This window comes from Streptomyces sp. WAC03905, assembly GCF_057371075.1.
In genome coordinates, this window is the sequence record NZ_JBXYDZ010000003.1 from 3,542,501 (window position 1) to 3,556,829 (window position 14,329).

At 73.3% G+C, this 14,329-nt stretch carries 15 protein-coding genes; 5 read left to right on the forward strand and 10 right to left on the reverse strand.

What is annotated here, in order from left to right:
- Positions 1 to 71 precede the first annotated feature (71 nt).
- Positions 72 to 1,070 carry a tryptophan--tRNA ligase gene (gene trpS, locus AC2RP6_RS18430; RefSeq protein WP_486447179.1) on the forward strand — a complete coding sequence of 333 codons (999 nt, stop codon included), beginning with the start codon at positions 72 to 74 and terminating at the stop codon, positions 1,068 to 1,070.
- A 43-nt stretch (positions 1,071 to 1,113) separates the two neighbouring features.
- On the opposite strand, the gene proC is transcribed toward trpS, so the two are convergent.
- From proC to AC2RP6_RS18455, 5 genes are all read right to left on the reverse strand, one after another.
- Positions 1,114 to 1,923, reverse strand: a complete 810-nt coding sequence (proC, locus tag AC2RP6_RS18435; protein ID WP_486447180.1) for a pyrroline-5-carboxylate reductase — start codon at positions 1,921 to 1,923, stop codon at positions 1,114 to 1,116.
- 121 nt (positions 1,924 to 2,044) lie between these two features.
- Entirely contained in the window at positions 2,045 to 2,782 is a 738-nt protein-coding gene (locus AC2RP6_RS18440; RefSeq protein ID WP_486447181.1) for an ABC transporter permease, read from the reverse strand.
- On the reverse strand, positions 2,779 to 3,579 hold the full coding sequence (locus AC2RP6_RS18445) for an ABC transporter ATP-binding protein (RefSeq protein ID WP_486447182.1): 801 nt from the start codon (positions 3,577 to 3,579) through the stop codon (positions 2,779 to 2,781). The genes AC2RP6_RS18440 and AC2RP6_RS18445 overlap by 4 nt, the downstream gene beginning before the upstream one ends.
- A 49-nt stretch (positions 3,580 to 3,628) precedes the next feature.
- On the reverse strand, positions 3,629 to 4,078 hold the full coding sequence (locus AC2RP6_RS18450; protein ID WP_486450372.1) for a hypothetical protein: 450 nt from the start codon (positions 4,076 to 4,078) through the stop codon (positions 3,629 to 3,631).
- 275 nt (positions 4,079 to 4,353) lie between these two features.
- A complete protein-coding gene (locus AC2RP6_RS18455) occupies positions 4,354 to 4,656 on the reverse strand; it encodes an SH3 domain-containing protein (protein WP_486447183.1) in 303 nt (100 codons plus the stop codon).
- Between the two features lie 106 nt (positions 4,657 to 4,762).
- Between AC2RP6_RS18455 and AC2RP6_RS18460 the strand changes: the two genes are divergently transcribed.
- A complete protein-coding gene (locus AC2RP6_RS18460) occupies positions 4,763 to 6,916 on the forward strand; it encodes a serine/threonine-protein kinase (RefSeq protein WP_486447184.1) in 2,154 nt (717 codons plus the stop codon).
- A gap of 144 nt (positions 6,917 to 7,060) precedes the next feature.
- On the opposite strand, the gene ilvD is transcribed toward AC2RP6_RS18460, so the two are convergent.
- The 4 genes from ilvD to AC2RP6_RS18480 all read right to left on the reverse strand — a co-directional run bounded on the left by ilvD (position 7,061) and on the right by AC2RP6_RS18480 (position 11,203).
- Entirely contained in the window at positions 7,061 to 8,911 is a 1,851-nt protein-coding gene (ilvD, locus tag AC2RP6_RS18465; RefSeq protein ID WP_486447185.1) for a dihydroxy-acid dehydratase, read from the reverse strand.
- Positions 8,912 to 9,036: 125 nt separating this feature from the next.
- Complete coding sequence (locus tag AC2RP6_RS18470) at positions 9,037 to 9,657, reverse strand: TetR/AcrR family transcriptional regulator (RefSeq protein WP_486447186.1); 621 nt, start codon at positions 9,655 to 9,657, stop codon at positions 9,037 to 9,039.
- Positions 9,654 to 10,484: a sugar phosphate isomerase/epimerase family protein gene (locus AC2RP6_RS18475; RefSeq protein WP_486447187.1), complete on the reverse strand. Its 831-nt coding sequence runs from the start codon at positions 10,482 to 10,484 to the stop codon at positions 9,654 to 9,656. Before AC2RP6_RS18475 ends, AC2RP6_RS18470 begins: the two co-directional genes overlap by 4 nt.
- A 68-nt stretch (positions 10,485 to 10,552) precedes the next feature.
- Positions 10,553 to 11,203, reverse strand: a complete 651-nt coding sequence (locus tag AC2RP6_RS18480) for a DUF7691 family protein (RefSeq protein ID WP_486447188.1) — start codon at positions 11,201 to 11,203, stop codon at positions 10,553 to 10,555.
- 347 nt (positions 11,204 to 11,550) lie between these two features.
- On the opposite strand from AC2RP6_RS18480, the gene AC2RP6_RS18485 reads away from it, so the two are divergent.
- Together AC2RP6_RS18485 and AC2RP6_RS18490 are read left to right on the forward strand one after the other, a co-directional pair.
- Positions 11,551 to 11,700, forward strand: coding sequence for a hypothetical protein (locus AC2RP6_RS18485; protein ID WP_486447189.1), 150 nt, complete (start codon positions 11,551 to 11,553; stop codon positions 11,698 to 11,700).
- Positions 11,693 to 11,935 (forward strand): hypothetical protein, encoded by a 243-nt coding sequence (locus tag AC2RP6_RS18490; protein ID WP_486447190.1) that lies wholly within the window; start codon positions 11,693 to 11,695, stop codon positions 11,933 to 11,935. The genes AC2RP6_RS18485 and AC2RP6_RS18490 overlap by 8 nt, the downstream gene beginning before the upstream one ends.
- Before the next feature lie 478 nt (positions 11,936 to 12,413).
- On the opposite strand, the gene AC2RP6_RS18495 is transcribed toward AC2RP6_RS18490, so the two are convergent.
- Positions 12,414 to 13,361 carry a Ppx/GppA family phosphatase gene (locus AC2RP6_RS18495; protein WP_486447191.1) on the reverse strand — a complete coding sequence of 316 codons (948 nt, stop codon included), beginning with the start codon at positions 13,359 to 13,361 and terminating at the stop codon, positions 12,414 to 12,416.
- A 135-nt stretch (positions 13,362 to 13,496) separates the two neighbouring features.
- Here AC2RP6_RS18495 and AC2RP6_RS18500 point away from each other — a divergent pair, with 135 nt between their 5' ends.
- Positions 13,497 to 14,297, forward strand: a complete 801-nt coding sequence (locus tag AC2RP6_RS18500; protein WP_486450373.1) for a DUF3109 family protein — start codon at positions 13,497 to 13,499, stop codon at positions 14,295 to 14,297.
- The last annotated feature ends 32 nt before the right edge of the window (positions 14,298 to 14,329 follow it).

Sequence of the window (14,329 nt, forward strand, 5' to 3'; positions counted from 1 at the left end):
CTCCCTCCCGGGAGTGGCCCGGCCGCCCGAGGCGACGGCCCGACACCACTCACGCACAGGGAGAGCAGGACATGACGAGGATCTTCAGCGGGATCAAGCCGACCGGTCACATGACCCTGGGGAACTACCTGGGTGCGGTCCGGCAGTGGGTCGCGGCCGATCAGGCGCCGGACGACGCCCTGTTCTGCGTTGTCGACCTGCACGCCCTGACCGTCGAGCACGAGCCGGCACGCGTACGCCGGCTGAGCCGGCAGGCCGCGACGCTGCTGATGGCCGCCGGGCTGGAACCGCAGCGCTGCACCCTCTTCGTACAGAGCCACGTCGACGAGCACACGCGGCTGGCCTACCTGCTGGAGTGCACGGCGACCGACGGCGAGCTGCGGCGGATGATCCAGTACAGGGAGAAGGCGGCGAAGGCGCAGGCGTCCGGCGAAGGCGTACGGCTCTCCCTGCTCACGTATCCGGTGCTGATGGCGGCGGACATCCTGGCCTACGGGGCCGCGGAGGTCCCGGTCGGTGAGGACCAGCGCCAGCACGTCGAGCTGACCCGGGACCTGGCGGTGCGCTTCAACCAGCGCTACGGGCACACCTTCACCGTTCCGAGGGCCACCCTGCCGTCGGTGGCCGCGCGGGTCATGGACCTGCAGGATCCGACGTCGAAGATGGGGAAGTCCCACGCGAACGGGGCGGGGATCGTCTACCTCCTCGACGAGCCCGGGGTGGTGCGCAAGAAGGTGATGCGGGCCGTCACCGACAGCGGGGACGACGGGGTGCTCTACGACCGGGAGGCGCGGCCGGGGGTGGCGAACCTGCTGGACATCCTGGCGGCGTGCACCGGCGGGGATCCGGCCGCGCTCGCCGGCGGGTACAGCGGGTACGGGGCGCTGAAGCGGGACGTGGCCGACGCGGTGGTCGAGCTGCTGCGGCCGTTGCAGGAGCGGCACGCGGAGCTGGCGGCCGATCCCGCGCAGGTGGACAAGGCGCTGCGGGAGGGTGCGGGGCGGGCCAGGGAGCTGGCGCGGCCCGTGGTGGACCGCGCGTACGAGGCGATCGGGCTGCTCGCGCCGTAGCCGGGAGGACGGCCCCCGCACGGCGGGGGCCCGTACCCGTGGTTCAGCTGTTGCCGGTGGCGAGCTCGCGGCTGCGGTCGCGGGCGGCTTCGAGGGCGGCGATCAGGGCGGCCCGTACGCCGTGCTTCTCCAGTTCGACGATGGCGTTGATGGTCGTACCGGCGGGCGAGGTGACGGCCTCGCGGAGCTTGACGGGGTGTTCGCCGCTGTCGCGGAGCATCACCGCGGCGCCGATGGCGGCCTGGACGATGAGGTCGTGGGCCTGGGCGCGGGGCAGGCCGAGGAGGATGCCGGCGTCGGTCATGGCCTCGACGAGGAAGTAGAAGTAGGCGGGGCCGGAGCCGGAGAGGGCGGTGGCCGCGTCCTGCTGGGACTCGGGGACGCGCAGGGTCTTGCCGACGCCGCCGAAGATCTCCTCGGTGTGGGCGAGGTGCTCGGCGGTGGCGTGGCTGCCGGCGGAGATGACGGACATGGCCTCGTCGACGAGGGCGGGGGTGTTCGTCATGACGCGCACGACGGGGGTGCCGGGGCTGAGGCGCTCCTCGAAGAAGGAGGTGGGGACGCCGGCGGCGCCGCTGATGACGAGCCGGTCGGCGGGGACGTGCGGGGCGAGCTCGTCGAGGAGCTTGGCCATGTCCTGGGGCTTGACGGTGAGGATCAGGGTGTCGGCGCGCTTGGCGGCCTCGGCGTTGGAGACGGCCTCGACGCCGTAGCGGGTGCGGAGCTCCTCGGCGCGGTCGCTGCGGCGCGCGGTGACGAGGAGCTTGGAGGCGGGCCAGCCGCCGCGGATCATTCCGCTGAGCAGGGCCTCGCCGATCTTGCCGGTACCGAGGACTGCGACTGTCTGGGTCATGCCCGATTCACCTCGCCGAACTGTTCTTCCGCCTGGGCTGCGTAGGCGTGCGCGTACGCGTCCTCATCCTTGCACCCGGACCGGTGGCGGGGTCGCGGTGTCCGCAGTGCGGTCAGGCGGGTCAGGGGGTGCGGCGGCGGAGGGTGGCGGCGCCGAGGGCGAGGACGAGCAGGGCGCAGGCGGCGACGATCACGGCGTCGCGGACGAAGTCGGCGGTCATGTCGGTGTGGGTGAGGACCTGGGTCATGCCGTCGACGGCATAGGACATGGGCAGGACGTCGGAGATGCCTTCGAGTACGGGGTGCATGGTGTCGCGGGCGGCGAAGAGTCCGCACAGGAGCAGCTGGGGGAAGATCACCGCCGGCATGAACTGGACGGCCTGGAACTCGGAGGCGGCGAAGGCGGAGACGAAGAGGCCGAGGGCGGTGCCGAGGAGGGCGTCGAGCAGCGCGACGAGGAGGAGGAGCCAGGGGGAGCCGACGACGTCGAGACCGAGGACCCAGAGGGCGAGACCGGTGGCGAGGAGGGACTGGACGACGGCGACGGCGCCGAAGGCGAGGGCGTAGCCGGCGATGAGGTCGCCCTTGCCGAGCGGCATGGCGAGGAGGCGTTCGAGGGTTCCGGAGGTGCGTTCGCGCAGGGTGGCGATGGAGGTCACCAGGAACATGGTGATGAGGGGGAAGATCCCGAGGAGTGACGCGCCGATGCCGTCGAAGGTGCGGGGGCTGCCGTCGAAGACGAAGCGCAGCAGGGTGAGCATCAGCACGGGCACGAGGACCATCAGGGCGATGGACCGCGGGTCGTGGCGGAGCTGGCGCAGGACGCGGGCGGCGGTGGCGGCGGTCCGGGCGGCGTTCATCGGGTCTGCTCCTGGGCGGGGAGGGCGTTGGCCTCGTCGACGAGGCGGAGGAAGCCTTCCTCGACGGTGGCGGAGTGGGTGCGGGTGCGCAGGGCGTCGGGGGTGTCCTGGGCGAGGATGCGGCCCGCGCGCATGAGGAGCAGGTCGTGGCAGCGCTCGGCCTCGTCCATGACGTGGGAGGAGACGAGGATCGTGGCGCCGCGGGTGGCGGCGAGGTCGTGGAAGAGGGTCCACAGGTCGCGGCGCAGGACGGGGTCCAGTCCGACGGTGGGTTCGTCGAGGACCAGCAGCTCGGGGGTGCCGAGCAGGGCGACGGCGAGGGAGACGCGGCTGCGCTGGCCGCCGGAGAGGTTCCCGGCGAGGGCTCCCGCGCGGCCGGTGAGGTCGACGTCGGTGATGGCGCGGTCGACGGCGTCGGCGCGGCGGGCGGCGGCGGCCCGGCCGGGATCGAGGATCGCGGCGAAGTAGTCGAGGTTCTGGCGGACGGTGAGGTCGTCGTAGACGGAGGGTGCCTGGGTGACGTAGCCGATGCGGGAGCGGAGGCCGGGGTGGCCGGCGGGGTGGCCGAGGACGTCGAGGGTGCCGGTGACGTGGGCCTGGGTGCCGACGACGGCGCGCAGGAGGGTGGACTTGCCGCAGCCGGAGGGGCCGAGGAGGCCGGTGATGCGGCCGCGGGGGACGTCGAAGGCGATGTCGTCGATGACGGTGCGCGGGGTGCGGCCGGTGCCGCGGCGGACGGTGAGGCCGTGGGCGTGCACGGCGGCGGCCGGTTCTGCACCGGCCTGCTTATTCATCATGTGATGAATAATGCTCCTGGCGGTGCCGGGGCGTCAATCGGCGGGAGGTCTACTTCTTGCGCTTGGGGCGGCGGGCGGCCGGGTTGCCCGTGCGGGTGCTGCGGCGGCGCTCGTAGTCGGCCAGGGCGCGCTCGTACTCGCCGCGGCGGACCTTCTCGCCGGGAGCCTCGACGAGGCAGCGCAGGGAGTACGCGATGAGGGAGCCGATGAAACCGATCGTCTTGAGGCCCTTGAGGGCGGCCTCGTCGGAGGACGGGGCCGGACGCCGGTTGTAGGCGTCCCAGGTCTTGACGAAGGCGATGGCGCTGGAGATCGCGAAGAGGACGACGACCGAGATGCTCAGGAAGGGGCCGACGTTGCCGATCTCCAGGCCCTCGTAGGACAGGCGCAGCAGCACGGCGGCGGCGGTGGCCGTGACCAGGGAGCCGACGGCGAGGGCGGCGCGGCGCAGGCCGTAGCCGCTCTCGTGGTTCACCCAGGTGGTGCCGAAGTACCGGATCGGCTCGGGCTGCGGGCCGGTGGGGACCGTCGGCGCGGGCGCGGGCGCGGCCGAGGCCGCCCGGGCCGGGGCGGGCGCCCCGGCCGCCGGCTCGGCGGGGGTCTGGTCTCGCTGGTCGTCGCTCACAGCGGCGATTATCCCCCGCCGGGCCGGCCGGGCCGGGTGTGTCTCACGTGTCAGACGGGTCGCGCCCGTACCGGTCGCCCACCCGGCCGACGGGCGCGGCGGGCGGGCCGGGCGGGCGGGCCGGGCGGGCGGGCCGGGCGGGCCGGGCGTCAGCCGCAGTGCGTGACCACGAAGCCGTCGCTGCCGGTCCGCACGTACGTGTCGGAGACGAACCGGCCGTTGCCGATGCAGTCCCAGATGTCACTCGTGCCGTACGGGCCGGAGACCGTGGTGCCCTCGGTCTGGCAGCGCAGCGTGACGGTCGCGCCGAGCGGCAGGACGTCGATCACCGAGTAGTTCGTGCCGGGACCGCTGCGGACGTTCAGCCGGTAGCCGGGAGCGACCGGATAGGACGGGTAGCCGGAGCCGGACGTCAGGCTCTGGACTTGGCTCGAATCGTTCTCCACCGACATGCGAAATCTCCCCCCATGGGCGTTGCCGGGCGCAACTCGCGCAGGGTAGCAGGACCTTGGAGATGCGTACGGGTCATCGACTAGGCTCCGGCGGGGGTGGTGAGCGGTGCATTCGCTGCGCGCGGACTACGCGGGCTTTCCGGAGTACGCCGGGCAGTACCGGCTCGAATCGGTGCTCGGTTCCGGGGGGATGGGCGTCGTCCACCTCGCCACGTCCGGGTCGGGGCTGAAACTCGCCGTCAAGATCGTGCATGCCGAGCACGCCGTCGACCCGGAGTTCCGGGCCCGCTTCCGGCAGGAGGTCGCGGCCGCGCGGCGGGTGAGCGGGGCGTTCACCGCACCCGTCGTGGACGCCGACCCCGATGCCGAACGGCCTTGGATGGCCACCCTGTTCATCGACGCGCCGACGCTCGCCGAGCGGGTACGGGAGCGGGTGCTGGACCGCAGTGAGCTGGCCCGGCTCGCCGCCGGGCTGGCGGAGGCGCTGCGGGACATCCACCGGGCGGGCGTGGTGCACCGGGACCTCAAGCCGAGCAACGTGCTGATGGCGCCCGACGGCGTACGCGTCATCGACTTCGGGATCTCCCGGCCGGCCGACAGTGACCTGCGGACCGAGACGGGCAAGCTCATCGGGACGCCGCCGTTCATGGCGCCCGAGCAGTTCCAGCGGCCCCGCGAGGTGGGGACGGCCGCCGACGTCTTCGCCCTGGGCGCGGTGCTCGTGCACGCGGCGACGGGCCGCGGACCCTTCGACTCCGACAGCCACTACCTCGTGGCGTACCAGGTGGTCCACAGCGAACCCGATCTGACCGGGCTGCCGCGGCAGCTCGTACCGCTCGTCGAGCGCTGCCTGGCCAAGGACCCGCAGGACCGGCCCACCGCCGCGGAGCTGATCGCGGAGATGCGGGCGGTCGCGTACCCGACGGCCGAGGACACCCAGGCCTTCATCCCCCGGCCGCGCGAGCCCGACGGGGCCGAGCTGCTCACCCACCGCAGGGAGCGCGTCCCGGACGGACCGGAACCGGGTACGCCGCGCCGGCGGCGGGCACGGATCGCCCTCGCGGCCGGGGCCGGGCTGCTGCTCGCGGGCGGCGCCGTCGGCGGGTACCTGCACTTCGGGCCGGGCGCCGGAGCCTCGCCCGCCCAGATCGCCGGGAAGGCCGATCCGGCGGCCGCCCCCGCGCCGGGAAAGGCCTTCGCCCCCTGGTCGGTCCCCCTGGGCACGCCCGGTACGGGCAGTCGCATCGGTGCCTGCTCCTGGCAGGCGGACGCCCTTTACTGCGCCGGACCGGGGCTCGCCGCGGCCCGGCTCGACCCCGCGGACGGCACGGCGGTGTGGCGGGTCGAGGCGCCCGCCTCCGCCCCGGCCAAGGGGACGACGGCGCCGGGCGCGCCCCTGCACGCCGGCGGACGGGTCCTCGTCGTGGTCCCGGGCAGCGAGACGCTCCGGGCCCTGGACCCGGCGACGGGGGCGGAGCGCTGGCGGCACGGGCTCCCCGCCGGTGCGCAGCCGGTGGCAGCGGGCGGTCAGGTGCTCCTGGTGGGCACGAACGGCAGCGTCACCGCGCTGGACGCGGCCGCCGGCACGACGCGGTGGACCCGGCAGATCGGCGGGGTCGGCTCCGTGTGGTGGACCGGCGGCGGGCCGGAGGGCGGCGCCGCGCCCGAACTGTACGTGGCGACGCCCGACGCCGGCGGTTCCACACAGCTCGCCGCGGTCGACCCGGCGACCGGCACCGTCTCCCGGCAGTTCCGGACGGCGGGGCGGCTGCGGCCGGTGGGGGCGGCCCGCGGGGCCCTGTACCTGATGGACGTCGACGCGTCAGGCCGGACCACGGCCGTCGTGCGCGCCGATCTCGCGGCGCAGTCGGCACAGCGGGTGCGGCTCACGGCGCCGCTGTTCGACGCGGAGGCGGCGGTGGACCGGGACGGGGTCACGTACCTGTTCGGGACCTCCGGGGCGCTGGTCGCGGTCGGCGCCGACACAGAGCGGTGGCGGCTGGAGACCGGCGTGACGGTGGCGTCGCGGCCGGTGGTCGCCGACGGCCGGGTCCTGCTGACGGCGCCGGACGGCCGGCTGCTGGCCGTCGACGCCGCCGCCGGCCGGCCGGTGGGCCAGACCCGCGCGCGGATGGCCGACGGCAGGGACACCTACGCCTCGACGCTGCCCGCGCCGGTGGCCGGTGGCGGGCGGGTGTTCGCGGGCGCGCCCGACGGCTCGGTGTTCGCGGTGGACGCGGGCGACCCGGCCAGGTGGTGACGGCGGGCGGACCGGCCAGGTGGTCACGGCGGGCGGACCGGCCGGGCAGTGACGGCGGGCGAGGTCGCGCAGCAGCGCAGACACGCGGGCGCCCCCGCACCGGCTCGGTGCGGGGGCGTCGCTGTCGGGGGGCCTGCCGGGGGGTCAGCCCAGCCGCGTGACGTCGCGGACCGCGCCCTTGTCGGCGCTGGTGGCCATCGCGGCGTAGGCGCGCAGGGCCGCGGAGACCTTGCGCTCGCGGTTCTTCGGGGCGTAGACCCCGCCGAGGGCCTCGTGCCGGGCGGCCAGGGTGGCGTCGTCGACGACGATCTCGATGGAGCGGTTCGGGATGTCGATGCGGATCAGGTCGCCGTCCTCGACGACGGCGATGTCACCGCCGGACGCCGCCTCCGGGGAGGCGTGGCCGATGGACAGGCCGGAGGTGCCGCCGGAGAAACGGCCGTCCGTCACCAGCGCGCAGACCTTGCCCAGGCCGCGGCCCTTGAGGAACGACGTCGGGTAGAGCATCTCCTGCATGCCGGGGCCGCCCCGCGGGCCCTCGTAGCGGATGACGACGACGTCGCCCGCCTTGACCTCCTTGCGCAGGATCTTGTCGACGGCCTCGTCCTGCGACTCGCAGACGACCGCCGGACCCTCGAAGGTCCAGATCGACTCGTCGACGCCGGCCGTCTTCACGACGCAGCCGTCGACGGCGATGTTGCCGCGCAGCACCGCCAGGCCGCCGTCCTTGGAGTACGCGTGCTGCACGGAGCGGATGCAGCCGCCCTCGGCGTCGAGGTCGAGGGTGTCCCAGCGCTCGGACTGGGAGAAGGCGGTCGCGGAGCGCACGCAGCCCGGGGCCGCGTGCCACAGCTCCATGGCCGTGTCGCTCGCCGTGCCGGAGCGGGCGTCCCACGTGCCGAGCCAGTCCTCCAGGCCCTCGGAGTGGACGGTCGTCACGTCCTTGTTGAGGAGCCCGCCGCGGTGCAGCTCGCCGAGGATCGCCGGGATGCCGCCGGCGCGGTGCACGTCCTCCATGTAGTACGTGCCGCCGGGCGCGACGTTGGGGGCGACCTTGGCCAGGCACGGGACGCGGCGCGAGACGGCGTCGATGTCCTTGAGGTCGTAGTCCAGGCCCGCCTCCTGCGCGGCGGCCAGCAGGTGCAGGATCGTGTTGGTGGAGCCGCCCATGGCGATGTCGAGGGCCATGGCGTTCTCGAAGGCCTCGCGGGTGGCGATGTTGCGGGGCAGGACGGACTCGTCGCCCTCCCCGTAGTACCGCTTGGTGATCTCCACGACGGTGCGGCCGGCGTCCTCGTACAGGGCGCGGCGGGCGGTGTGGGTGGCGAGGACCGAGCCGTTGCCCGGGAGGGCCAGGCCGATGGCCTCGGCGAGGCAGTTCATCGAGTTGGCGGTGAACATGCCGGAACACGAGCCGCAGGTGGGACAGGCGTTCTCCTCGATGCGGAGCACGTCCTCGTCGGAGACGTTCTCGTTGGAGGCGTCCACCATGGCGTCGATCAGGTCGAGCTTGCGGACGGTGCCGTCGACGAGGACGGCCTGGCCGGCCTCCATCGGGCCGCCGGAGACGAACACGGCCGGGATGTTGAGGCGCATGGCGGCCATCAGCATGCCGGGGGTGATCTTGTCGCAGTTGGAGATGCAGATCAGGGCGTCGGCGCAGTGCGCCTCGACCATGTACTCCACGCTGTCCGCGATCAGGTCGCGGGACGGCAGGGAGTACAGCATGCCGCCGTGGCCCATCGCGATGCCGTCGTCGACGGCGATCGTGTTGAACTCGCGGGGGATGGCACCGGCGGCGCGGATGGCGTCGGAGACGATCCGGCCGACGGGCGCCAGGTGGGTGTGACCGGGGACGAACTCCGTGAAGGAGTTGGCCACCGCGATGATCGGCTTCCCGATGTCCTCGCTCGCTACGCCCGACGCGCGCATCAGGGCGCGGGCACCCGCCATGTTGCGGCCGTGGGTGACGGTGCGGGACCTCAGCTCGGGCATGCGGTTCACTCCCCATGAGTGCGGCTGGCCCTACGGTCGGCCGCGACTGCGGATATGGCTCAGCTACGAGGCTACGCCCACCGCCCGCGATCCGGACGGCGTGTCCGTATGGCGGGACGGGCGGCTCAGTCCTCGGTCAGGTACCGCTGAAGCGTAGGGGCCACGAGCGCCACGATGTCCTCCGGGTCCGCCGACGCGAGGGGCTCCACGCGCAGGACGTAGCGCAGGATCGCGATGCCGACCATGTGGGAGGCGGCCAGCTCGGCGCGGAACGTCGGATCGGGCACGTCGAGGTCGGCGGCGACCCGTTCCAGGACCCTGCGCAGCACCAGCCCGCGCAGCACCTTCGCGGCCGCCTCGTGCGTGAGCGCGGACCGGATCACGGCGAGCAGCGGGGCCCGGGTGACCGGGTTCTCCCACACGCCGAGGAAGTAGCGGGCGAGGCGCTCGCCGATGCCGTCCGGCCCCTCGCCGATCACGGCCGGGACGACCAGGGCCGGCTCCATGCTCATCTCGATGGCCGCGGCGAACAGGTCGTCCTTGCTGCCGAAGTAGTGGTGCACCAGCGCCGGGTCCACCCCGGCGACCTTCGCGATGCCGCGCACGGACGTCTTGTCGTAGCCGCGTTCCGCGAACACCTCCCGGGCCGCGAGCCGGATCCGCTCCTGGGTGCCCGGACCCTCCTCGGCCTCGTCCTGCCGCGGCCGGCCCGGACCCCGGCGGCGCGGCGCGCCCTGCCCGCTCACGGCCGGCGGGCCCGGTCGTGCCGGCCTGCGGTGGCCAGGTGCAGGCGCGTGAAGGCCAGCGCCTCGGCCAGGTCGGCCTCGCGCTCGGCGGAGGACATCGCGCGCCGCGTGTTGACCTCGATCACGACGTGCCCGTCGAAGGAACTCCGGGCGAGGCGTTCCAGCAGCTCGGCGCAGGGCTGCGTACCGCGCCCCGGCACCAGGTGCTCGTCCTTGGCGGAACCGTTGCCGTCGGCGAGGTGCACGTGGGCGAGCCGGTCCCCCATCCGGTCGATCATCGCGGTGGCGTCCGTGCGGGCGGTCGCGGTGTGCGACAGGTCGACGGTGAAGTGCCGGTAGTCGTCCTTCGTCACGTCCCACTCGGGGGCGTAGGCGAGCATCTCGCGGTCGCGGTACCGCCACGGGTACATGTTCTCCACCGCGAACCGGACGTCGGTCTCCTCGGACATCCGCCAGATCCCGGACACGAACTCCCGCGCGTACTGGCGCTGCCACCGGAACGGCGGGTGCACGACGACGGTGGACGCGCCGAGCCTCTCGGCCGCCGAGCGGGCGCGCTGGAGCTTGACCCACGGATCGGTGGACCACACCCGCTGGGTGATCAGCAGGCAGGGCGCGTGGACGGCGAGGATCGGCACCTGGTGGTGGTCCGACAGGCGGCGCAGCGCGTCGATGTCCTGACTGACCGGATCCGTCCACACCATCACCTCGACGCCGTCGTACCCGAGGCGCGCGGCGATCTCGAAGGCGGTCGCCGTGGACTCCGGATAGACGGAGGCGGTGGACAGGGCGACCTTCGCGGTGGGGATGCGGACGGGTTCTGCCACGGGGACAGGGTACGGGGCCGACGCCCGCCCGGTACGTGACGGGCGCCACGCGGACCCGGTTCCGGCCGTCACATGAGGCGGAAGAAGAGCGTGTCCTGGGTGTACCAGTCGAGGTCCCTCGTGGCGCGCTCCCACTCCTCGTGCTCGGCTTCGAGCCTGTCGGCGAGTTCCTGCACGTCGTGGCGGAAGTCCGGGTCCATCCGGCCCAGGACGGCCCGGTAGGCGTCGGCGGCGTCCCCGGTCCGCGCGAGCGGCAGGTGCCCGATGGCCGGGTAGCCGTCCACCGACCAGGGGACGTCGGGGAATTCCGCGGGCGGCCCGCCGTAGAGGAACCGGTGGGGCAACAGCTCGTCGGGCACCCCGAGGCGGCGCATCTCGTCGTCGACGAGCCCGAAGAAGGTGCTCGGCCCGGAGTACGTGCCCAGGTGCGAGCCGTCCGAGGCGTTGGCGTCGATGACGAGCTGCAGGGCGGTGGTGTAGGCGTTGCCCGCACAGGCCGCGTCCGAGTCGGTGTGCCCCGCCACGAGGTGCTCCAGCGCCTCGGGCACCGACAACCCCCAGTCCAGGCCCTGCTGGTCGAGACGCTCCTGGCGGGCCCGCGCCCGATCGCGCATGAGCCCCAGCCGCCGCAGCTGATCCGCCGTGAGATCGCCCTTGCCGCCGAGGTAGACGAGCACGTCGGCCTTGTCCGCCGTCGAGCAGGAGATGTCGTGACTCATGGTCACCATCCTGCCCCCGCCGTCCGGTCAGGATGACCACCGAGGTGCCGGAGCACGTCCTGCGCGCGCTGGTCGAGTGGGTTGGCGACCCGGCGGGCGGGCCGTCAGGCCGTCAGTTCTCCACAGCGGTCGGCAGTATCCAACCGGCAGAACCTCTCCGGAGCCGTCCCACGTGACCAGTCCGGACACCTCACGGCCGGTACTGGCGGGAGCTGCCCCAGACCCGAGGCCGATGTCCGCGTTTTCGGCGCCGTGCGAGCAACCCCTGCGGGGATACAACCTGCATCCCTTGGCGCAGGTGCAGCGGAACACCATCTGTCCGTACCCGACGGACAGATGGAGGTCCCATGACCGAGAAGGACGAAGACTCCTGGCCGGAGGACTTGCAGCAGGCCGTGCGAAGCCTGTGCCGCCTCGGGTTGCCCGTCCCCAGCCAGGAACTCCTCGAACGGGCGCGAGTCGGCTGGGAGCGGTTCATCGGATGCATCGATGACTGAAGGCTACGAGTACGTCCCGCACGCGCTGCTCCGTCGACGCGTACGCGATATCGCGTCCGGCGTCGAAGGCGAACTGATGGCCGTGATCAACGAGGACGTGTCGACCACGCTCGTCCCCCACTGGATGGAACTGGCCTACATCCGGGGCCCCTCCGGCCGTGAGTTCTCCACAGCGGTGGACAACATCGAACCAGTCCCGGACGAGCGCCGGACGCGGTCGGACGGGAGCACGTAGCGATCGAGGGCGGCCTGTGCCCGGCCCAGGAGGCTCGCAGACGCCGTAGGGCGGGAGCGCGTAGCGATCCGAGGCGTGCCGGGCCCCGGCCCGGCAGTGCGACGGGCCCGAAGGCCTCCTGTCGCCCGGCCCGTTCTTGCGGGGGCTTCCTGGCGGTCCTCGGATTGTCCGTGGCGGGACGGGCGGTCAAGGGTGGCCGAAGGCCATCGCGCAGCGACGCGACCGCAGGGAGCGCCCTTGAGGGACCGGCCCGACACGGAAGACGATGGGACTGACGGGAAACCCCGGCACGCCGCCGACCCCGCTCGGGCGGCTCGACCTCACCGAAGCCACCGCCCGGCAGCCGACCGGCACCCGCGACACCACCGCCGTGGGCGGGGTGGGCAGCCCCCGGCCCGGGGGAGGGAGCCGCGGGGGTGAAGGCGCCGGGCGCGCGTACCCCCGTACACCGCACCGCCCCCCGGCCCCCCGCCCCCCGCTACGCCTGGGACGCGGCCGGGGTCGGGAGGTGGTCCAGGCGGCGGAGGATGACGCCCTCGCGCAGGGCCCACGGGCAGATCTCCAGCTCGTCCACCCCGAAGAGGTCCATCGTGGCCTCGGCCACCAGGGCGCCGGCCAGGAGCTGGTTCGCCCGGCCCTCCGAGACGCCGGGGAGGGTGCAGCGCTGGGCCGTCGTCATCGCGGCCAGACGCGGGACCCATTCCTCCAGGGCCTTGCGGCTGAGGTCGCGCTGCACGTACAGGCCGTCGGCCGAGCGGGCCGCGCCCGCGATGCGGGCCAGCTGCTTGAACGTCTTCGACGTCGCCACCACGTGGTCCGGGGCTCCGAAGCGGTTGAACTCGCGGACCGTACGGGCGATCTCCGTCCGCACGTGCCGTCGCAGTGCCCGGATGTCGACGGCGTCCGGCGGGTCGCCCGGCAGCCAGCCCGCGGTGAGCCGGCCGGCGCCCAGGGGGAGCGAGACGGCCGCGTCGGGGTCCTCGTCGATGCCGTACGCGATCTCCAGGGAGCCGCCGCCGATGTCGAGGACCAGCAGCTTCCCGGCGGACCAGCCGAACCAGCGGCGGGCGGCGAGGAAGGTGAGCCGCGCCTCGTCCTCGCCGCTCAGCACGGGCAGGTCGACGCCGGTCTCGGCCTTGACCCGGGCCAGGACCTCGTCCGCGTTCGTGGCCTCGCGCACCGCGCTGGTCGCGAAGGGCAGCACGTCCTCGCAGCCCTTGTCCTCGGCGGCCTGCACCGCTTCGTTGACGACCGAGAGGAGCCGCTCGACGCCCGCGGGGGTGACGGCGCCGGCGTCGTCGAGGAGCTCCGCCAGCCTTATCTCCACCTTGTGCGAGTGCGCGGGCTGCGGGCGCGCACCGGGGTGCGCGTCCACCACCAGCAGATGGACGGTATTCGAACCCACATCAAGGACACCGAGTCTCATAGGGGGAAACGCTACTGCGAGGAACACTCAGGGGTTGTGTAAGGGGCGCTTAGGCTTGGGTTTGTGCCAAATACGAAGAAGGCCAACAAGACCCGGTCGCAGAAGGACACGGGCAAGGACTCAGGCAAGAACCCGATCAAGAGCACGGGCGGCGCCAAGGGCGGCAAGGCCGGGAAGGGCAAGGCCGTGGCTGATGAGAAGGGGCTCGATTTCCCCCGGGCCTGGGTGGAGTTCCCCGACCCCGCCGACGACGAGCAGGTCTTCCGCTGTGACCTGACCTGGCTGACCTCCCGCTGGACCTGCATCTTCGGCAGCGGCTGCCAGGGCATCCAGGCGGGCCGGGCCTCGGACGGCTGCTGCACGCTCGGCGCGCACTTCTCCGACGAGGACGACGAGAAGCGCGTCGCGGAGCACGTGGCCCGGCTGACGCCGGAGCTGTGGCAGTTCCACGACGTCGGCAGCGAGAGCGGGTGGACGCAGAACGACGACGACGGGGAGAAGCAGACCCGTCGCTGGGACGGCGCGTGCATCTTCCTGAACCGGCCCGGTTTCCCCGCCGGGTCCGGCTGCTCGCTGCACATCCTGGCGCTGCGGGAGGGCCGGGAGCCGCTGGAGACCAAGCCGGACGTGTGCTGGCAGCTGCCGATCCGCCGGACGTACGACTGGATCGACCGGCCCGACGACACCCGGGTGCTGCAGGTGTCGATCGGCGAGTACGACCGCCGCGGCTGGGGCCCCGGCGGCCACGACCTGCACTGGTGGTGCACGTCGGCGACGTCGGCGCACGGCGCCGGTGACCCGGTGTACGTGTCGTACCGCGCCGAGTTGACGGAGCTGATGGGCAAGGAGGGCTACGAGGCGCTGGTGGAGCTGTGCGAGGCCCGGCTGGCGTCGCTGCTGCCGATGGCTCCGCACCCGGCTGACCCGGCGCCCTAGGGTCCGCCCCCCGGAAGCAGCCGCCCCGCGTG